We start from the raw sequence: 20,061 nt of genomic DNA on the forward strand, positions 1-20,061 counted from the left end.
CCTTACTCGAACACAAACCCGGAAGATCCGTAGAGGCGGCGGTCGTTCATCCGGTTGCGAACCGCATCCGTCCCCGCCGCATTGCCCTGGAAACGGCCGAGCAGAATGCGCTCGAAATCGTTGGGCGGCACGTAGTTGTCGACCGGTGTCCTGATCTCACCCGGATCTGTTGGCTCGACGATGACCGGTGTCACGATGATCACGAGTTCGGTCTGCTCACGCTGGAAACCGGAGGATTTGAAAAGCGCCCCAAGGATCGGCAGGCTGCCCAGCCCCGGCACGCGGGACTCGTCCTGGGACGTGCCGTTCTGGATCAGTCCGGCAATCGCGAAACTCTGCCCGCTGGCAAGATCAACGGAGGTCTCGGCGCGGCGCGTATCCAGCGTCGGGATCGAGGAGTTGTCACCGTAGTTCAGGTCACTCACCGCCGTGGACACCTTCAGGCTGATCCGTTTGTCACTCAGCACCGTGGGCGTGAAGGCAAGGCCGATACCATAATCCTTGAACTCAATCGAATAGCCGTCATCCGTGCGGACCGAATAGGGATACTCACCCCCGGCCAGAAAACTCGCGGCTTCACCAGACCGCGCGGTCAGGTTGGGTTCCGCCAGAATGGACACCAGCCCCTCCTCCGACAGCGCGCGCAGCAGAACGTCGATGCTGAAGCTGTTGGTCGTGCGGCTGAAACCGCCGGAATAGCCGTTGGGCGGCACGGTTCCACCGCTGAAACCAATGGTCGAGCCACCCGCGCTCACATGCACGGCACTCCAGTTGATGCCAAGCTGGCGGTCCACGTTGCGGTTCACCTCGGCAATTCGCACCTGGAGGTTCACCTGGGTTGGCGAGTCAACCGCGAGATGGTTGACCACCTGGAAGTCGCTGTCCACGAAGTGTTTCGCGACCTGGATGATATCAGCAGCCTGATCGGGCGAGTCCACAGTGCCGGAGATCACCAGGGACTGATCCACGGTCGTTGCCGAAATATTCCGGTTGGGTGCGATCCTGGCAATGCCCCGCTGAAGCGCGCCCACGTTATGGGTCACACGAATGACCGCGGACATCAGGATATTGTCGTCCGCGTCCACGGCAAACAGGGTTGTTTCGCCCACGCCGACGCCGGTCAGGTAAAGCAGCCGGGGGGATTTCACCTCAATATCAGCCACTTCCGGATTGGCGACGAAAAGGCTGGAAAACTCCTCCTCCACCCGGATCAGCTGACCCGTGCCAACCACGATGGAGACATCCCTCTCTACGGCCGGTTTTACCAGCTCAAAGGCCGTGGCCGGAGCGCGGAACATGAGGGGGTTCATTACAAGCACTGACACGAGAACTGTCAGTCCAACCAGAAGTTTTTTCATCACTTGGCCTCTCATACGATCCGTGCTGGTTCGTTTCCGGCAATGGCGGCGCCCGTTTTGGGACACCCATTGGTTTTGGTCATGGCGGGTTCTGCCATCGGTATTCACTCCAGGTGGGCGCTATTTTGCGCCCCGGACGATCTGGACCTCGATCGCTCCGCCGCGGGGGAGAAGCGTCGTTACATCCGTGTCCATGGTCAGTCCGGCCTCGTTGCGTTCGGGTGGGCCGGGCTGGCTTTGGGACAGGCGCGCGTCCATGGTCACGCCGTCGCCTGGGTTCTGGCGCATGATCGGCCCCAGAAGCCCGTCGAAGCCGCCGTCGACTTCCGCAACCTCGGGCTCGCCGCCGTCCTGGACCGAGTTCAGCACCAGCGACAGGCTTCCCAGGGACGCGGCGAGCGTCACCTTTTCAGCCTGGGCCGGCGTAACCTCCAGCGTGGCAATGCGCGCGACGGGACGTTCAATCGGGTTGCCCTCCTCATCAAGGTAGGAACCGCCGGAATGAAGCCTCTGGTCCAGTGCCAGAACACGCAGGTTTTTCATCACGGTTTCGCTGGCGTGGACGCTGCGACCGGATGTACCCTCGGTCTGGAAGGAATAGGTCAGGATCATGTCGACCCGGTCCCCGGGCTGCATCAGGCCGAAAAGGCCCGCAGTCTCTGATATCTCGAAGGAAATTGCCCGTTTGCCCTTGGGCAGAACCGCTGCGAGGAAGCCCCGCTCTCCCGGCTGCACAAGTGTGGATCTGGCAATTGGGACGCCTTTGGCGAGACTCTGACGGGCCACACTGCCAAGGATCTCCGCGTCACCGTCGCCGTCCGGAACGATCATTTCCGGGCTGACGGTTTCGTTTTCAAGCTCAAGTTCGGCAAGCATTTCCCTGCCGATCAGGGTACCGGCCGGAAGGTCGAACCTCGGCACATAAACGGATGTCGTTGTAACCGGCTCCGGCACCTGGGCCACCTCAACGGGCTGCCTGGTCATCTGTTGGAAGAGGTAAAACCCGGTTCCACCCGCCGCCATAAGTGCCGCAACAATGAACAGGAGTACTCTCATATACCTCAAACCTTCTGGTGTGACGGAATCCGCCGTGCGGATCGCTGTCGTGGCTGCCTGCCCTGAATTGTTTCGGAAATTCAGCCTGCTCGACCCGGCACGCTTTGTGCCGGATCAGGCCGGTCCGCCGGCGCGGGGCCGGCGTGAAAATCGAAAGAACCTTGGGAAAGGGCCTGCCCGACGGGTAAGCCGATTACTCGTTCTTGGCTTCGCCGCCGTTGTCCTTGTTCGCGGCCGCCAGTTCACTTTCAACGTTTTTGAAAGTCTGGTCGATCTCATCGCCAAGGAATCCGGCAGTCGTGATGATTGCGACAGCGATAAGGGCTGCCAAAAGACCGTATTCAATTGCTGTTGCGCCTTCCTCGTCACGGAGGAAACGCGAAGAAAATTTCGCCAGTTTACTCATTGGAAACACTCCTGATACTTCCGATTTACTGCGTGCCTCGACACGCTGCCTGTCTACACAGACGTTTTCACTTTTCAACAAAACAGTACTTTTGTTTTGTATATATTTTTCCAATTTAACTTCCTGAGGCGTTTATAAGCGGTTAAATTTCTGAAATAACGGCAAAAAACCCCGATTTTTTGGACTGATCCGCAGCCTTTATCTCAAAATTTATATTTAGCGTTTACTGAAAATTATTCTTTGTTAAGACGCACCGTACCGGCCGGTTTGCAGTTCCTCCTTCGTTCCGCACGCTTCCCCTGCCCGTCCGCGGCGCGAATCCCGCCCGGATTCGCTTTTGTGATCGTGGCGTGGCGTGCATACTACTGTTGAATCGACGGGAATTCGTTGCCGCAGCGGCGTTTCAGCCGTGCGCGGGTCGGGAGGACAACATGGACGTTTGCATTGCGGGCTGGGCCCATTCGCGGTTTGGGCGGTCGGAGGCCGAGGGGGCGGAGGAGCTGGTGGCGGAGGTGGTGCCGGCGGCTCTGGACCATGCGGGCTGTGGGGCTGAGGAGATCGATGCGATCTATCTGGGCGCCTTCAACAACGGGTTTCAGAAGCAGGATTTTCAAGCCTCGCTGGTGGCTCTGGCGGAACCCGCGCTGCGGCATGTGCCGGCGACGCGGCTGGAAAACGCGTGTGCTACGGGATCAGCCGCGATCCATGCAGGCATCAACGCGATCCGGGCCGGTCAGGCGAAGCGGGTTCTGGTCGTAGGCGTTGAAAAGATGACGGAAATTCCGACCAAAGCCGCCGGTGAGGTGCTGCTGGGCGCGTGCTACGTGCGTGAGGAAGCGGATGTTGAGGGCGGGTTTGCCGGGGTGTTTGGGCAGGTCACGGACGCCTATTTTCAGGCCTGGGGCGACAGGAGCGCGAGCCTTGCGCGGATTGCGGCGAAGAACCACAGGAACGGGGTGAACAACCCGCTGGCGCATATGCAAAAGGACTTTGGGTTTGAGTTCTGCAATACGGTGTCGGACAAAAATCCGATTGTGGCCGGGCCGCTGAGGCGCACGGATTGCTCAATGATTTCAGATGGTTCTGCGGCTCTCGTCCTGACCACGCCGGAGATTGCGGAGGAGACGGGGCGGCCGGTGATCGGGTTCAGGTCCACCGCGCAGGTCAATGACTTTTTGCCGGTCAGCAGGCGGTCGAAGATCTCGTTTGACGGGGCGGCGCTGGCCTGGAGAAAGGCGTTGGAGGATGCGGGGGTGACGCTCGATGACCTGTCGCTGGTGGAGACCCATGACTGCTTCACGATTGCGGAGCTGATCGAGTATGAGGCCATGGGTCTGGCCGAGCCGGGACAGGGATTTCGCGTTGTGGATGAAGGACTTACGGAGATGGACGGCAGGCTGCCGGTCAACCCGTCGGGGGGGCTGAAATCCAAGGGGCACCCCATTGGGGCCACGGGTGTTTCCATGCATGTGATGGCCGCGATGCAGCTGGCCGGGGACGCGGGCGCGATGCAGGTGAAGGATGCGGAGATGGCGGGGATTTTCAACATGGGTGGGCTGTCGGTTGCCAACTATGTTTCGATCCTCGAACGGGTCCGCTGAGTGCTCTTTTGGGTGCTGAAGTGGCACAGATCTGCAGGAAAGTGGCACAGATTGTGAGTCAAATGGCACAGATTGCACGGGGTTTGCCCGAAAAGTGGTAGTTTCTGCACGGGGTTTGTAGTTTCGGGAGCGGTTTTCGCGTCCGGGAATCGCCGACCAGCCCCCTGCCCGCGCATCATGACGCGCGGTTGAGATCCCGTGACGGTGCGGACGCGGGGCGGCGGGACCCGGCAACACTTGCACGCATCCCGCGCCCTTTGGTTCAGGTCGCCGGGGTGAGTCCCGGCCGTCTTCGGATTGAGGATGGCAGGGTGATAATGGCGAGGCACCCGACCACCATGACAACGCCGAGCCAGCCCATGGCGGGCAGCCGTTCGCCCACGATCAGGACGGCGAGGACCGCGGCCACCACCGGCTCAAACAGGGTGATGACGGTGGCCGTGCTCGCCTGAACCCGGGCGAGGCCATAGCCGAAAGCGATGTAGCCCAGGAACATGGGAACGGCGGCCATGTAGAGGCCGACGGCCGCGTTGGTCCAGGAAGCCAGAAACGGACCGCCGGTGAGAAACAGAACCGGCATCAGCATCAGACCGCCGAGGCCGAATGTTGCGCCCATCGCGACAGAGGATGCCGCACCCTGCAACATCATTTTGCGAGCACTCCACGAATAGAGCGCATAGGTCAGACCGCCGATGAGGCCGAGGACCACGCCGAGCGGGACGGACTGGGCGCCGATGGTGGCGGCATGGGCTGAGTTCTCGGCCACGCAGATGAGGGCCATGCCGATCAGACCGACCAAAGCGCCGATGGACCAGCGCAGGGTCAGTCGGCGGCCCTCGAGAAGGTATTCGATCAGGGCGGAGAGCAGCGGGGCGGAACCGATGGTGATGACTGTGCCCACGGTCACTCCAGCCAGGCGCATCGAGCCGTAGAACGCGAGCGGATAAATCGCCACCGCCAGGCCGCCGGTCACGAGGAGGCGGCGCTGGTCCCAGAGGGTGACGCGGGAGCGGTAGATGCCCCGTGCGGCCAGCAGGGCCTGGGCAAGACCGCCTACTCCCATGGCGGCGGCCCCGATTGCGGCGGCGCTGACATCCGGGGCGAAGGTGGCGGCGGTGCCGGTGGTGCCCCAGACCACGGCGGAAAACAGGATGGCTATGACGCCCAGCGCGTGTGCCTGCATCATGTCAGAGACCTTCCAGCATGTTCCGGACCACGGCGCGGGCCGCGAGGAGCCGTTTGCTGTTGCCCTCCAGACCGGCCCGGGCCATGGCGCCCTCCAGCAGAAAAGCGATGTGTTCCGCGAGGGATTTCGCGCGGTCGGGATCATTGGGCAGCAGGTCGCCGAGATGCTGCGCGAGGATGCTTTCAACCTGTTCCTTGTGACGGCGGACGGCGACGCGCCCGCTATCACCGGCCTCAAGCTCGGCCGCGGCATTTAGAAGCCCGCAGCCGCGAAAGCCGCGCTCGTAAGCGAATTCGGCGTGATCCTGATAGGCGTCGAACACCGCGAGGATGCGCTCCCTGGGGTTGTTCGCCGTGGCAACCCGTTTGTCGTAGAGCCCGAGCCATTCCGCGTGGCGGGCCTCGAGATACTGGTTCACGAGATCGGCCTTGGAGGAGAAGTTGTTGTAGAGGCTTTTTTTCGCCACACCGGCGCGTTCAACGATGGCATCAATACCGGTGCCGGTGATGCCGTGGTCATAGAACAGGGACATGGCCGCCTGCATCAGACGGTCATGGGCGGATTTTCGGCGCGGTTTTTCCGATGTCGGCATGGCGGTTCCCCAAAAGTAGCCAGACCGGTATACCTATTTTGTTGGGCGTGCAAGAGGTCATTTGACACGCCCGCGCGTTGGGGCCGTCAGCCTCGTTCAAACGGGGTCAGGCGACCCTTGAGAGTTCGGGAATGTCGCGCAGGAATTTAACGGCGTCCTCCGACGCCATAGGGCGGTGATAGAGATAGCCCTGGATTTTGGTGCAGCCGATCTGGCGCAGCAGGTCGCGCTGGCCTTCGGTTTCCACGCCCTCCACCACGCAGTCGAGACGCAGGTTGTTGCAGAGATCCACGACGGTCTGGACCACGGCGTGGGATTTGCGGCTCTGCTCAATCTGCATCACGAAGCTGCGGTCAATTTTTAGCCGGTCGAGCGGCAGGGCCTGGACGTAGCTGAGGCTGGAATAGCCGACGCCGAAATCATCCAGCGCGATCCGGACACCGAGACTTTTGAGCAGCAGAAGCGTTTCGCTGGCGCGCTCCAGGTCGTGAACCACGGCGGATTCCGTGACCTCGAACATCAGACGTTCGGTCGGGAAACCGGAGGCTTTCACAATGTCCATCAGCTGAAGGATGTGGTTGCGGTAGCCGATATCCCTGGCCGAGAGGTTGAAGGACACGGTCAGATTGCCGGGCCAGTCCTTTGCCGCCTCAAGGGTTTTGGCGAGCATGATACGGGTCAGACGGTTGATGAGCCCGGTCTGCTCGGCGGCGGAGATAAACTCGCCGGGCGGGACGCGACCGAGCACCGGGCTGTTCCAGCGCGCGAGCGCCTCCGCCCCGCATGGCACGCCGCTCCAGGCGTCGACAATGAACTGGAAATGGACGGCCAGTTCCTCCTCCAGATCTGCGACCTGAAGCTCGCGCCGGATGCGGTTGGAGCGGTCGATGCTGGACCGGTGTTCGGGGCTGAAGACGGTTGTGGTGCCGCGGGCGGTGTCCTTGGCGGAGTAAAGCGCGAAGTCTGCGTATTCAAAGAGCTGTTCAGCCGTGGAGGCCGCATCGGGGTATTTCGCAAAACCAATCGAACCGCCAATCGTGGCGGTGAAATCCTCAAGCTCAAACGGTGCCCGCAGCGTGTTGCAGTACCGGTCACCGAGGGCTTTTAGCGCGCCGCTGCCGTGATCTCCGGGGATGATAAGGCCGAACTCGTCACCACCGAGGCGTGCGACAAACACCCTCCGTTCCACCTGGGCGATGCGTTCGCCCACGGCCCGGAGCAGGCGGTCACCGGCGACATGGCCGTAGATGTCGTTGATCGGTTTGAAGCCGTCGAGGTCAATGGTCCCCACCGCAAAGGCCACGTTTTCGGCCTCGCCTTCCGAGATGCGGCGGTCGAGTTCGGCCATGAAGCTGCGGCGGTTTGGCAGCCCGGTCAGGGCGTCGAGATTGGCCAGCCGCTCGTTGCGGTCGCTGAGTTCGCGCGACGCCTCCGCCGCGGCCTTCAGCGCGTCCTGGTTGGCGATCAGCTCCACGAAGGAACTGGAATAGCGCGAGAGCACAAACAGAACCGCCACGGTGACGATCAGCAGGTTGATGGCGACAACGATATAGGTCGTCTGGCCCGTCATGAGCAGATACGGCACCGTCAGGCCGACGACGGCCACGGTGAGAAGCAGGGCCGCCGCGCGCAGGTGCATGAGACAGACCAGAATACCCATGCAGGTCACGCCGATGAAAAACACCGCCTGCCCCTTGGTATAGGCGTCGCCGTATTTGAACAGAGACAGCGCCCGGCCGGCAAAGACAGCGCCGAGCACGCCCGCGAGAACCATTGTCGCGCGAAGCTGTTTGCGGGCGATTTCGCCGCTGATCTCCCGTTGCCCGAAGCGCCAGTGGTTGATCGTACGGTAAATGGACAGGGCCACGAGTGCGGCGGGTATGTAGATGCTCAGATGGTCGGGGGCGATGTCCTGGTGCAGCCAGGCGAGGGCGATCGAGTTCACGATGACCATCGCGTACATCATCGGGATCTGGCGCGAGAACGTGCGGGCCTGGGCAATCACCAGACTGGGATTGTCCTTCGGCACGGAAAATACCGATGCAAGTCTACCAAGAAACACTGACCCCAGGCCCCCCGCCCGCAAACCTACAGTGATGAAAAATACCGGGGGAGGACTAGCGGATCGGAATTAATGGTACGTAATTGCGCGGGGCTTTTATGGGGACAAGTTTATTTAAGTGCGTGGGTCCCCGCAGTTGAGTGGCTGGATCCACGCGGCAATTTGTTTCCCGCCCGGCGGTGGTGCCGGGCGGGAGGGTTGGGGGTGGCCCCTACTCTTTTGGGATGAGGCGGAGGCCCAGCTCGCGGAGCTGTTCGTTGGTGGCCTCGGAGGGGGCCTGCATCATGAGGTCTTCGGCGCGCTGGTTCATGGGGAACATGATGACCTCGCGGATGTTTTCGGCGTCCGCGAGCAGCATGACCATGCGGTCGACGCCCGGCGCGATGCCGGCGTGCGGGGGGGCGCCGAATTTGAAGGCGGAGAGCATGCCGCCGAAGTTTTCATCGACGAATTCGCGGCTGTGGCCGACCACCTCGAAGGCCTTGTACATGATCTCAGGCTTGTGATTTCGCACGGCGCCGGAGGACAGCTCGATGCCGTTGCAGACGATGTCGTACTGGTAGCCCAGAATATCCAGCGGGTCCTGGGTTTCGAGGGCTTCCAAGCCGCCCTGGGGCATGGAGAACGGGTTGTGGCTGAAATCGAGCGCGCCGGTTTCCTCGTCCTTCTCGTACATGGGGAAGTCGACGATCCAGCAGAACTCGAAGGTGTCGGTTTTGGAGATGCCGAGTTCCTGGCCGATATGGACGCGGGCCTTGCCGGCCACCGCCTCGAACTCGTGGGGTTTGCCCGCGAGGAAGAAGGCGGCGTCGCCTGCGCCAAGGCCAAGCTGCTGACGGATCGCTTCGGTGCGCTCGGGGCCGATGTTTTTGGCCAGCGGGCCTGCGGCTTCCATGCCGCCATCGGCCTCGCGCCAGAAGATGTAGCCCATGCCCGGCAGGCCTTCGCCCTGCGCGAAGGAATTCATGCGGTCGCAGAATTTGCGGGAGCCGCCGCCGGGGGCGGGAATGGCGCGCACTTCAGTGCCTTCCTTCTCCAGAAGGCTTGCGAAGATCTTGAAGCCGGAGCCCGCGAAGTGCTCGGAGACGATCTGCATCTTGATCGGGTTGCGCAGGTCGGGCTTGTCGGAGCCGTACCAGAGCATGGAATCACGGTAGGCGATGCGCGGGAAGTCCTGCGTCACCGGGCGGCCCTTGCCGTATTTCTCGAAGACGCCACGCATGACCGGTTCGATCACCTGGAAGACGTCCTCCTGGGTGGCAAAGCTCATTTCCATGTCGAGCTGGTAGAACTCACCGGGGGAGCGGTCGGCGCGGGGGTCCTCGTCGCGGAAGCAGGGGGCGATCTGGAAGTAGCGGTCGAAACCGGCGACCATGATCAGCTGTTTGAACTGCTGCGGGGCCTGGGGCAGCGCGTAGAACTTGCCGGGGTGCAGACGCGACGGCACGAGGAAGTCGCGGGCGCCCTCTGGCGAGGAGGCCGTCAGGATCGGGGTCTGGTATTCGGTGAAGCCCTGCCCCACCATTTCCTCGCGCAGGGTCGAGATGACTTTCGAGCGCAGAACGATGTTCTCGTGCAGGCTCTCGCGGCGCAGGTCGAGGAAGCGGTATTTGAGGCGGGTTTCCTCGGGGTATTCCACGTCGCCAAACACCGGCAGGGGCAGTTCCTCGGCCGCGCCCAGCACTTCCATGTCGCGGATGAACACCTCGATCTCACCGGTGGGGATTTTGGGGTTCACCAGTTCCGGGGCGCGGGCCTTTACGGTGCCGTCGATGCGGATCACCCATTCGGCGCGGACTTTTTCGATCTCGGAGAAGGCCGGGCTGTCGGCGTCGGCGAGAACCTGGGTGACACCGTAATGGTCCCGCAGGTCGATAAAGAGCACGCCACCATGGTCGCGGACCCGGTTTACCCAGCCGGACAGGCGGATGTTTTCGCCAACATTGGCGGCGGTCAGGTCGGCGCATGTGTGCGTGCGATAGGCGTGCATGAAAGGATCATCCCTGGAAAAAAGCGCAACTTTAGCGTGGGGACTTATAACGAGGCATGGGGGTGGCGCAAGACCGGCGGGGAAAGGCGCATTATCGGGGTTTCGGCAGGTTAGACGGATGACCTGTCACGATGGTCAGGCGTGGACTAAAATTGGAACGTTCTTAGTACTGTCTGCCGTATTCACGCAATGTTTATCATGTAAACAATTGAAAGGTTTACATCCGACATGTGTATTAGCGTTAATGCAATTGATCTCAATCAAATAACTGATCACAATACGAAATTTAATACTATCGGTACTTTGGTATGCTATATGTGAAGCATTGATGACGGGAGGAAAACGCATCGTGATTCGATAGAGGCATATGGAAAAGATGCAACGGATCCGCTTCCCGTTTGGCTGACCCTTCCCCGCAGAGGAAGAGAAAGTACAAACTGATGAGCGAACCAATGACCAAACCGGCCAAACGCGGCTGGACCCTGAGGCAACAGGGCAAACGCAGGGATATTCTCGACGCGGCGATCGAACTGTTTTGCGAGATGGGCTACCAGGGCATGAGTATCGACGCCCTTGTGGAGCGCGTGGGCGGATCGAAAAGCACCATATACAGTTACTTCGGGGACAAGGAGGGCCTGTACCGGGCCGCCGTGACCCGGTTTTCGGAACTGGCGCTTGAGAAGAATGAGCAGGCCCTGCGGGACATCACCTGCATGGATGATGACAGCGGTTCCGTGGAAGCGACGCTGACGGAGTTTCTGGAAGGGCTTTTGCGGGCGACGACGACGCCGGAATTCAGCAGGTTCAACGTGCTTTGTGCCTCGTCACAGTCGTCCTTTCCGAATCTGGGCATGGATTTCTTCGAAAACGGTCCCGGCCGGTCCCAGTCCCGGATCGCCAAATACCTTGCGGGCGCTGACAAACGCGGGGTTCTGAAGGTCAGTGATCCGGACATGGCGGCAGCGGCGCTGATCGGAGCGGTCCGGGCCAATCATCTTTGGGCGCGGCTGTTCCGGCCGGACATGCCCGCGATGTCCGAGCAGGAAATCCGCAAACATGTGGCCTACTGCATTCGCATGTTCATGGCGGCGCACGCCGCCTGAAAACCGGCCCTTCGCAACATGGTGAGAGTGGTTTGGCCGCGGGGGCTGTTTGAGCCCTTGCGCAGCGTCGTGCGCTGACTATAACCACGGCAATTTGCTAACCAGCACTCCATCCTAAACCCGGACCGGATCTCTCGGTTTCGGACAGTTCACTGCGGGGCCACATGCCAAAAAGAACCGACATCAACTCGATCCTGATCATCGGAGCCGGGCCCATTGTCATCGGACAGGCCTGCGAGTTTGACTATTCCGGCGCCCAGGCCTGCAAGGCGCTGCGCGAGGAGGGATACCGGGTGATTCTGGTTAACTCCAACCCGGCCACGATCATGACGGATCCGGGCATGGCGGACGCGACCTATGTGGAGCCGATCACGCCCGAGGTGGTGGCCAAGGTCATTGAGAAGGAGCGGCCCGATGCGCTGCTGCCGACCATGGGGGGACAGACGGGTCTGAACACCGCTTTGGCGCTGGCGGACATGGGTGTGCTGGAGAAATTCAATGTCGAGCTGATCGGGGCGAAGCGGGAAGCCATTGAAATGGCCGAGGACCGCGCGCTGTTCAGGGATGCGATGGACCGGATCGGGCTGGAAAACCCGCGGGCTACGATTGCGGAATCGATGGAGGACGCGATTGCGGCGATTGACCATGTGGGTCTGCCCGCAATTATTCGTCCCGCGTTTACGCTTGGCGGTACGGGCGGTGGTGTGGCCTATAACCGCGAGGATTACATGCGGATCTGCGCCACGGGGCTCGATGCCTCGCCGGTGAACCAGATCCTGATCGACGAGAGCCTGCTGGGCTGGAAAGAGTATGAGATGGAGGTGGTTCGCGACCGGGCGGACAACTGCATCATCATCTGTTCCATCGAGAACGTGGACCCGATGGGCGTTCACACCGGTGACAGTATTACCGTGGCCCCTGCCCTGACGCTGACCGACAAGGAGTACCAGATGATGCGCAACGCATCCATTGCGGTGCTGCGCGAGATCGGTGTGGAAACGGGCGGGTCGAACGTGCAGTTCGCGGTGCATCCCGAAACGGGCCGTCTGATCGTGATTGAGATGAACCCGCGTGTGTCACGGTCCTCGGCGCTGGCGTCCAAGGCGACAGGGTTCCCGATTGCGAAGATCGCGGCGAAGCTGGCCGTGGGCTATACGCTCGATGAGTTGGACAATGACATCACCCAGGTGACGCCCGCGAGCTTTGAGCCGACGATTGACTATGTCGTGACGAAAATTCCGCGTTTTGCGTTTGAGAAGTTCCCGGGTTCCGAGCCCCTGCTGACCACCGCGATGAAGTCGGTCGGTGAGGCGATGGCCATCGGGCGGTCGTTCCATGAGAGCGTGCAGAAGGCGCTGTGCTCGTTGGAGACCGGGCTGACCGGGTTTGACGAGATTGAGATTGAGGGCGCCGATGGCGACGATGTGAAGGCCGCCGTCATCAATGCGCTGTCGCATCAGACGCCGGACCGGATGCGGCTGACCGCCCAGGCGATGCGCCACGGACTGACCGATGACGAAATCCATGCGGTGACGAAGTTCGATCCGTGGTTCCTGGCGCGCATTCGTGAGATCGTGGATATGGAGGAGGTCGTTCGGAAAAACGGCCTGCCCGATGATCCCGAAGCGATGCGCCGTCTGAAGATGTATGGCTTCTCCGACGCGCGGCTGGCGACGCTGACGGCGCGCAATGAGATGAACGTGCGTGCTGAGCGGCAGAGGCTGGGTGTGACGCCGGTGTTCAAGCGGATTGACACCTGTGCCGCCGAGTTTGAGGCGCAGACACCGTATATGTACTCGACATACGAGCAGTACGCGATGGCGCTGAGCGAGTGTGAGGCCCGGCCCTCGGAGCGGGAAAAGGTTGTCATTCTGGGCGGCGGTCCGAACCGGATCGGTCAGGGCATCGAGTTCGACTACTGCTGCTGTCACGCATGTTTTGCGCTGTCCGATGCCGGGTACGAGACCATTATGGTCAACTGCAACCCGGAGACGGTGTCGACGGACTATGACACGTCGGACCGGCTGTATTTCGAGCCGCTGTCGCTTGAGAACGTGCTGAACATCCTGGATGTGGAACGGCAGAAGGGAACGCTGAAGGGCGTGATCGTGCAGTTCGGCGGGCAGACGCCGCTGAAGCTGGCCAATGCGCTGGACGAGGCGGGCATTCCCATTCTGGGCACCTCGCCCGATGCGATTGATCTGGCCGAGGACCGGGAGCGGTTCCAGCAGCTTTTGCACAAGCTGGGGCTGAAGCAGCCCGCGAACGGTCTTGCGCGGTCGGTTGAGGAAGCCGAGGCCGTGGCCTCCGAAATTGGATTTCCGCTGGTTGTGCGTCCGTCCTTCGTGCTCGGTGGCCGGGGTATGGAGATCGTGCGCGATGATGCGGGTCTGCGCCGATATGTGGGCGAGGCCGTGGATCTGTTTGGCGACAATCCGATCCTGCTCGACAGCTATCTGGTCGGTGCGGTTGAGGTCGATGTGGATGCGATCAGCGACGGCACGGATGTGCATATCGCGGGCGTGATGGAGCATATTGAGGAAGCGGGCGTGCATTCCGGTGACAGTGCCTGTGCCCTGCCGCCCTACTCGCTCGACGATGCGGTGGTTGAGGAGTTGATGGCGCAGGCGAAGGCGCTGGCCATTGGGCTCAATGTTGTCGGTCTGATGAACGTGCAGTTTGCGATCAAGGACGGGGAGATCTTCGTTCTGGAGGTCAACCCGCGTGCCTCGCGGACCGTGCCGTTCGTGGCGAAGGCCGTGGGCTCGCCCATTGCCGGAATTGCGTCACGTGTGATGGCCGGTGAGAAACTGTCGAATTTTGAGCTGAAGAGTCCGAAGACGAAGCATGTGGCGGTGAAGGAGGCGGTTTTGCCCTTTAACCGGTTCCCGGGCGTTGACACCATTCTTGGGCCGGAAATGCGCTCGACCGGTGAGGTCATGGGTGTGGACCGCAGCTTTGACCGGGCGTTTTTGAAAGCGCTGATCGGGGCCGGAACCACCCTGCCCGACAAGGGTCGTGTGTTCCTCTCGGTCAAGGACAGCGACAAGAACGCCCTGACGCTTGAGGCTGCGCGGGTGGTCAGTGAGTTGGGCTTCGAGATTGTGGCGACCGGTGGCACGCTGGATTACCTGTCGGCCAATGGCATTGATGCGAAGAAGGTGAACAAGGTCTATGAGGGGCGTCCGCATATTGTGGACCAGATCAAGGATGGTGGCATTCAGGTTGTGTTCAACACGACCGAGGGGGCGCAGTCGGTGGCGGACAGCCGGGAGATCCGGTCGCTCGCCCTGTCGATGAAGATCCCCTATTTCACCACCGCCGCCGGGTCACGGGCCGCGGCACTCGCCATGCGCAACCGTCTTGAGGGCGCGCTTGAGGTGGCTCCGATCCAGGGGTTCTGATTTTTCGGCGGTTTGAGCGGCTTCCTGCGGGCCGGTGAATGCCGGAGGGCATCGCAGACTTCGGGTGGCGCTGTAGCGCCTCCCTGGGGGGAAGTCGGCGCTGCCCGGCGTTACCGCCGGGCGGGACGGTTGAACTGGTAGATGCCAGACTGTGCCGTCGACGTGTTTGGCGCCTTAGCGTGGCGGATTTCCCTCCGCGTCCTGCCTCGGGTTTTGGAAAAAAATCTGCCCTGTATTTCGGCAATTGCCCGGTCGGGGACCGAAACGCGGCAGATGACAATCAGGTTACTTTGACAGGCGCGGGGTTCGGGGTAACGTTTCAGGCGGACGCAATGAAGAGGGTCGCCTATGGGACGTTTGCTTGGGTCGTTGACTGCCGTTTTGACGCTGGCCCTGGGACCGGCGCTGGCTCAGGAGGTGGTGGAGCGCAAACCCTCGCATTGCCGGGCCTATGTGGAGAACGTGCCGGGATTTCAGGTGATCCGGGCGGCGGCGGCGCTGGAGCCGCAGACGGTCGATTACAAAAGTCAGGTGCCGGACGAGCATGTGCGGCTGAACTATATCGATCATTCCATGTTCCTGATCCAGACGCGCGGCGGGCTGTCGGTGGTCACGGATTACAACGGCTATATTGGGCCGGATGACGTGGTGCCGGATGTGGTGACCATGAACCACGCCCACGGCTCGCACTGGACCGCCAGCCCTGACACGCGCATCCCGAACGTCCTGCCGGGCTGGAGCCAGGACGGGGAGAACGCGGTGCATCACCATCTTGATTTGGGCGAAATGCTGATCCGCAACGTGCCCACGGATATCCGCAGTGCCTATGGCGGGGTTGAGGCCCATGGCAACTCGATTTTCGTCTTCGAGGCCGAGGGGCTGTGCATCGGGCATCTGGGGCATCTGCATCACACGCCGACGCCGGAACAGTATGCCGCGATCGGGCGGCTCGATGTGGTGATGGCGCCGGTGGACGGGGGGCTGACACTGCCCCTGCCGGAGATGATTGCGCTGCTGAAGCATGTGCGCTCGGCGGTGGTGATCCCCATGCACTGGTTCTCAACCGGGTCGCTGGACCGGTTTTTGGTGGGGATGCAGGATCAGTTCGAGATTGATGTGCGTGATGAGCCGTTCATTGAAGTATCCCTGAGGGATTTGCCGCGCACGCCCACCGTGGTCGCTCTGCCACCGCGGTTTCTGGGGATGGAGGGGCGCTGAGCCGGTAACACCGCCGGGCTGGCGCGAAAAATTGCACCGGAACAACACCATGGGCGGTGGATTGCCGCACGTGCTGATCTGATATTGCGTTGCACCGCGCCGCTGCCCAGAATGGCCGGGTGACGGCGGGGGAATGATTCAGCCAAATTGAAGGGCTGTATAGGGTCCCTGCGCCATGTGCCGGTCTGACAGCCGGATGGAGTGGGAAGGTGTTAGGGACGTGGAACCAGGACGGATCGGATCATTTGGCCTGCGCTTTTATCTGACGCTTTCCAACCGTGCGGGCAGCCTTGGACGGTATCTGCTCAGAAAGCGGCTGAAGGAAGGCCGGGAGGATCCGGACCGGTTCCTGGAACGCATGGGCCAGCCGGGCATGCTGCGCCCCGAAGGACCGATAATCTGGTTTCATGCGGCGAGTGTGGGGGAATCCGTGTCGCTGCTGGAGTTGTTTCGCAGGCTTGGGGAGTCGCGGCCGGACGTGACCTGTCTGGTGACCTCGGGCACCGTGACCTCGGCGGAACTGCTCGAGGAGCGGATGCCGAAGAACTGCATCCATCAGTTTGTGCCCCTGGATGTACTGCCGTGGATGCGGCGGTTTTTGGAGCACTGGAAGCCGGACCTGGCGGTATGGACCGAAAGCGAGATCTGGCCCGGGACGCTCTATGAGGTTCACCGCCGGGACATTCCGATGCTGCTGATCAATGCGCGCATATCGGAGAAAACCTACCGGCGCTGGTCGGGCATGAAGGGCATGGCGCGGTCGCTGCTGCGGCGGTTTGACGAGATCCTGGCGCAGGACCGGCTGGCGCGGGAACAGTTGATTTCGCTTGGTGCCGATCCGGAGCGGATTTCGGTCTCGGGCACACTGAAGGAGGGGGCCGCCCCCCTGCCCGGCAATGAGGATGTGCGGCGGCAGATTTCCATGGATCTGGTGGGGCGGCAGATCTGGCTGGCGGCCTCGACCCATGAGGGCGAGGAGGAGGTGGTTCTGGCCGCGCATGTGGCGGTGCACCGGAGTTTCCCGAAGCTGGCCCTGATCCTCGTGCCGCGCCACCCGAACCGGGGCGATGCGGTGGCGGAGCTGGCGCGGAGCAAGGGGCTGCGGGTGGCGCAGCGCTCAAGGGATGAGCCGATTGATGGCGATGTGGATGTCTATCTGGCCGATACGCTGGGCGAGATGGGCATCTGGTACCGGATTGCGCCGGTCAGCTTTGTGGGCGGATCGCTCATTAATATTGGTGGGCACAACCCGTTTGAGCCGGCGCTGCTTGGCAGCGCGGTGATCCACGGGCCGCATGTGCGGAATTTTGTCGATGCCTATGAAAAGCTGACGGACGCGGGTGCGGCGGTGGAGGTCACCGATGAGGAGGAGCTGGTCTCGGCTCTGGCGGACACCTTGCATCCCGACCGGGCGGCGGAGATGGCGGCGGCGGCCTGGGAGACCTGCAGCGACGGGGCGGAGGTGACGGAGACGGTCATGGCCGCGATTACGTCCCGGCTCGACGCCGGTCCGGAGTGATGCAAGCCCCGCGTTTCTGGTTGCGGCCGCCGGAGCGGCCTGGGCTTGCCGCGTGGGTGTTGACGCCACTGTCGTGGATTTACCGCTGGCTGACGGCACGGCGGATTGCGAGGGCGGAGCCGCTGGACCTTGGCATCCCGGTGATCTGTGTCGGGAACCTGACCGCCGGTGGCACGGGCAAGACGCCCACGGTGATTGCGCTTGTGGAGCGGCTGGTGGCGCGGAGCGTGGCGGTGCATGTGGTCTCGCGCGGGCATGGCGGCAGTCTGACCGGGCCGGTGCGGGTCGATGAGATGCGGCACACGGCGGCGGAGGTGGGGGATGAGCCGCTGCTGATCTCGCCCTTTGCGCCGGTGTGGATCGCACGCGACCGGGCGGCGGCGGGACGGGCCGCGCGGGACGCGGGCGCGCAGGTGATCGTGATGGATGACGGGCATCAGAACCCGTCGCTTTCCAAGGATCTGTCGATTGTTGTGGTGGATGCGGCGACCGGGTTTGGCAACGGGCGGGTCATTCCGGCCGGGCCACTGCGCGAACCTGTGGATGTGGGTCTGGCGCGGGCGGATCTGGTGCTGGCGATTGGCGATGCGGCGTCGCGGGCCGGTTTTGCCCATGCCTGGGGGTCGCGGGTGACGGTGCCGGTACTGGGCGGCGAGTTGCGGCCTTTGCAGACCGGGATGGACTGGGAGGGGCAGCGGGTGCTGGCCTTTGCCGGGATCGGGCGGCCGGAGAAGTTTTTCGCCACGCTGGACGGGCTTGGCGCGCATATCGTGAGCCGCCACGGTTTTGCGGATCACGCGCCCTATGACGGGCGTATTCTGGCGCGGCTGGAGCGGGAGGCGCAGCAGCTGGGGGCGCAACTCGTGACCACCGAGAAGGACGCGGCGCGTCTGCCGAAGGAGTTCCGGCCGAAGGTTCTGGCCCTGCCGGTGCGGCTGGGGTTTGTGGATGAGGGTGTTTTGGAAGCGGCGCTGGGGCGGATTTTGGGGGATGTGGGCTGAGAGGTTTGGGCCTCAGCCAACCCCAAAGTCTGGGAAATTTCGCTGACAGTTCAACTGTTTCGCCCGGCGGAGACGCCGGGCAGCGCCGACCTCCCCCATGGGCTATGAGATTCACACTTCTCCACCCACTGGCCTGACCCGAGGCACGATGCGCCATGATCGACTTTGGGAGGGCTTCGCCCCGGTTATTTCAGCGCTGGTCGCGTAAAATGGCGAAACCATTGAGCGGTTGCCGACGTCGTGGATGCCCTCCCGGGGGGAAAGTCGGGCATGGCGTGTCGTGCCGACACGCCGGAAGGGTTGCGGGACCTTTGTCCAGGGCCCGGCCGGGCTTGGAAAAAAGCGGAAGCCTTTTTTACCCCTCCAGTTCCTCATTGAGCCGTGCCTCGAAATCGGCGTAGCTCATGTTGGAGGCTTTTTCGCCGTTGATGATGAAGGACGGGGTGCCGGTGACCTGGTCGGCTTCCATGTTTTTCTGGAACTCGGCCACGAGGGCTTCCATGAATTCGCGGTCCTGCATGCATTCGCGCATCTGGTCGTCGGTGAGACCGGCCTGGCGGCCGATGCCGAAGAGGTTCTGCGTAACCTCGGCTTTCGCGCCCTCCTCGTCCGATGCCGTGGATCTGGTCCAGTCGGACTGGGTTTTGAAAATGAGGTCCACGATACCGAAATACCGGTCCTCGGGGGCGCAGCGGGCGACAACACCGGCCCAGAGGCCATAGAGGTCGAAATACACTTCGCGGAAGATGAAATGCACCTTGCCCGTGTCGATGAAATTCTCGCGCAGCTGCGGCATGACATCCCGGTGGAAGGTGGCGCAGTGCGGACAGGTGAAGGAGGCGTATTCAACGACGGTGATGGGGGCGTCGGGATCGCCCATGGTCATTTCCCGCACCTCGCGCACCGGGGCGTCATCGGACTGGGCGAGTGCTGCGCCCGGGAAAAGGGCCGCGGCCGCGGCCGCGGTGAGTGCAAGGGTTTCGCGGCGGGTCAGTTCAATGGGCATGATTTGTAAAATTCCGTCTGTTTTCCGTCGGGTCAGTTGCTGCGGGATAACACATTCCTTGTCAATGTCAGCAGCGCCTCCCGCAGATCGCCATCACTTATACTTGAGAGGGTTTCGTCGAAATCATTGGGAATTTCCACGTCCGGGACGGGTTTTGGCCCGTCGGTTTCGGGCTTCGGCATGTGTGCCAGATCGGCGGCGGTGGCGTGGACGAGCTGGATGCGGCCAACGGTGTTGGAGCCCAGAGAGGTGTTCACGCGTTCGCGGATGGTCGGCACCATCATCTGGATCTGCGGGGCCATGGCGCCCACGACCGCGAGGCGCAAAATGCCGCCGGCGGGGCCGCGCGTAAGCGTAAGCTGTACGGGAACACAGATGGCCGCGATCTCGGCGCCCACGATCTCAGGCCAGCTGACGCGGAGTTTTTCGGTGACAAAGGCGCGTTTGGCGGCATTGGTGCGCATTTGCGACCCAATGAGGCCGCCGGCGGCGAGGAAGCCGCGGGACTGACGACGCCAGCCGCTGTTGCGCTTGTAATTTCCTGTGGGTTTGGCCATGC

At 62.1% G+C, this 20,061-nt stretch carries 15 protein-coding genes; 6 read left to right on the plus strand and 9 right to left on the minus strand.

The annotated features are described in order from the left end of the window. Positions 1-2 precede the first annotated feature (2 nt). The 3 genes from ACP15P_RS02295 to ACP15P_RS02305 form a co-directional block, all read right to left on the minus strand. Positions 3-1,358 (minus strand): type II and III secretion system protein family protein, encoded by a 1,356-nt coding sequence (locus tag ACP15P_RS02295; RefSeq protein ID WP_424926873.1) that lies wholly within the window; start codon positions 1,356-1,358, stop codon positions 3-5. Positions 1,359-1,478: 120 nt separating this feature from the next. Then, on the minus strand, positions 1,479-2,414 hold the full coding sequence (gene cpaB / locus ACP15P_RS02300) for a Flp pilus assembly protein CpaB (protein WP_424926874.1): 936 nt from the start codon (positions 2,412-2,414) through the stop codon (positions 1,479-1,481). A 193-nt stretch (positions 2,415-2,607) separates the two neighbouring features. Beyond that, a complete protein-coding gene (locus ACP15P_RS02305; RefSeq protein WP_424926875.1) occupies positions 2,608-2,934 on the minus strand; it encodes a Flp family type IVb pilin in 327 nt (108 codons plus the stop codon). A gap of 317 nt (positions 2,935-3,251) precedes the next feature. Here ACP15P_RS02305 and ACP15P_RS02310 point away from each other — a divergent pair, with 317 nt between their 5' ends. Then, positions 3,252-4,421 (plus strand): acetyl-CoA acetyltransferase, encoded by a 1,170-nt coding sequence (locus tag ACP15P_RS02310; RefSeq protein ID WP_424926876.1) that lies wholly within the window; start codon positions 3,252-3,254, stop codon positions 4,419-4,421. Positions 4,422-4,683: 262 nt separating this feature from the next. On the opposite strand, the gene ACP15P_RS02315 is transcribed toward ACP15P_RS02310, so the two are convergent. The 4 genes from ACP15P_RS02315 to aspS all read right to left on the minus strand — a co-directional run bounded on the left by ACP15P_RS02315 (position 4,684) and on the right by aspS (position 10,251). After that, complete coding sequence (locus ACP15P_RS02315) at positions 4,684-5,607, minus strand: DMT family transporter (RefSeq protein ID WP_424926877.1); 924 nt, start codon at positions 5,605-5,607, stop codon at positions 4,684-4,686. 1 nt (position 5,608) lies between these two features. Continuing rightward, a complete protein-coding gene (locus ACP15P_RS02320) occupies positions 5,609-6,199 on the minus strand; it encodes a TetR/AcrR family transcriptional regulator (RefSeq protein WP_424926878.1) in 591 nt (196 codons plus the stop codon). A 106-nt stretch (positions 6,200-6,305) separates the two neighbouring features. Further along, positions 6,306-8,261 (minus strand): putative bifunctional diguanylate cyclase/phosphodiesterase, encoded by a 1,956-nt coding sequence (locus ACP15P_RS02325; RefSeq protein ID WP_424926879.1) that lies wholly within the window; start codon positions 8,259-8,261, stop codon positions 6,306-6,308. 211 nt (positions 8,262-8,472) lie between these two features. After that, positions 8,473-10,251: an aspartate--tRNA ligase gene (aspS, locus tag ACP15P_RS02330; RefSeq protein ID WP_424926880.1), complete on the minus strand. Its 1,779-nt coding sequence runs from the start codon at positions 10,249-10,251 to the stop codon at positions 8,473-8,475. A gap of 440 nt (positions 10,252-10,691) precedes the next feature. Here aspS and ACP15P_RS02335 point away from each other — a divergent pair, with 440 nt between their 5' ends. The 5 genes from ACP15P_RS02335 (at position 10,692) to lpxK (ending at position 18,496) form a co-directional block, all read left to right on the plus strand. Beyond that, positions 10,692-11,354: a TetR/AcrR family transcriptional regulator gene (locus ACP15P_RS02335; RefSeq protein ID WP_424926881.1), complete on the plus strand. Its 663-nt coding sequence runs from the start codon at positions 10,692-10,694 to the stop codon at positions 11,352-11,354. Between the two features lie 164 nt (positions 11,355-11,518). After that, complete coding sequence (gene carB / locus ACP15P_RS02340) at positions 11,519-14,758, plus strand: carbamoyl-phosphate synthase large subunit (RefSeq protein WP_424926882.1); 3,240 nt, start codon at positions 11,519-11,521, stop codon at positions 14,756-14,758. Between the two features lie 348 nt (positions 14,759-15,106). Further along, positions 15,107-15,976 (plus strand): MBL fold metallo-hydrolase, encoded by an 870-nt coding sequence (locus ACP15P_RS02345; protein WP_424926883.1) that lies wholly within the window; start codon positions 15,107-15,109, stop codon positions 15,974-15,976. A 220-nt stretch (positions 15,977-16,196) separates the two neighbouring features. Then, entirely contained in the window at positions 16,197-17,495 is a 1,299-nt protein-coding gene (locus ACP15P_RS02350) for a 3-deoxy-D-manno-octulosonic acid transferase (RefSeq protein WP_424926884.1), read from the plus strand. Further along, complete coding sequence (gene lpxK, locus ACP15P_RS02355; RefSeq protein WP_424926885.1) at positions 17,495-18,496, plus strand: tetraacyldisaccharide 4'-kinase; 1,002 nt, start codon at positions 17,495-17,497, stop codon at positions 18,494-18,496. Before ACP15P_RS02350 ends, lpxK begins: the two co-directional genes overlap by 1 nt. Before the next feature lie 355 nt (positions 18,497-18,851). Here the strand turns inward: lpxK and ACP15P_RS02360 are convergent, their stop codons facing one another. Both ACP15P_RS02360 and ACP15P_RS02365 read right to left on the minus strand, forming a co-directional pair. Continuing rightward, on the minus strand, positions 18,852-19,502 hold the full coding sequence (locus ACP15P_RS02360) for a DsbA family protein (RefSeq protein WP_424926886.1): 651 nt from the start codon (positions 19,500-19,502) through the stop codon (positions 18,852-18,854). Positions 19,503-19,534: 32 nt separating this feature from the next. Continuing rightward, positions 19,535-20,059, minus strand: coding sequence for a DUF721 domain-containing protein (locus ACP15P_RS02365; protein WP_424926887.1), 525 nt, complete (start codon positions 20,057-20,059; stop codon positions 19,535-19,537). Between the last annotated feature and the right edge of the window lie 2 nt (positions 20,060-20,061).

The organism is Amaricoccus tamworthensis (genome assembly GCF_049800875.1).
GTDB lineage: Bacteria > Pseudomonadota > Alphaproteobacteria > Rhodobacterales > Rhodobacteraceae > Amaricoccus > Amaricoccus tamworthensis.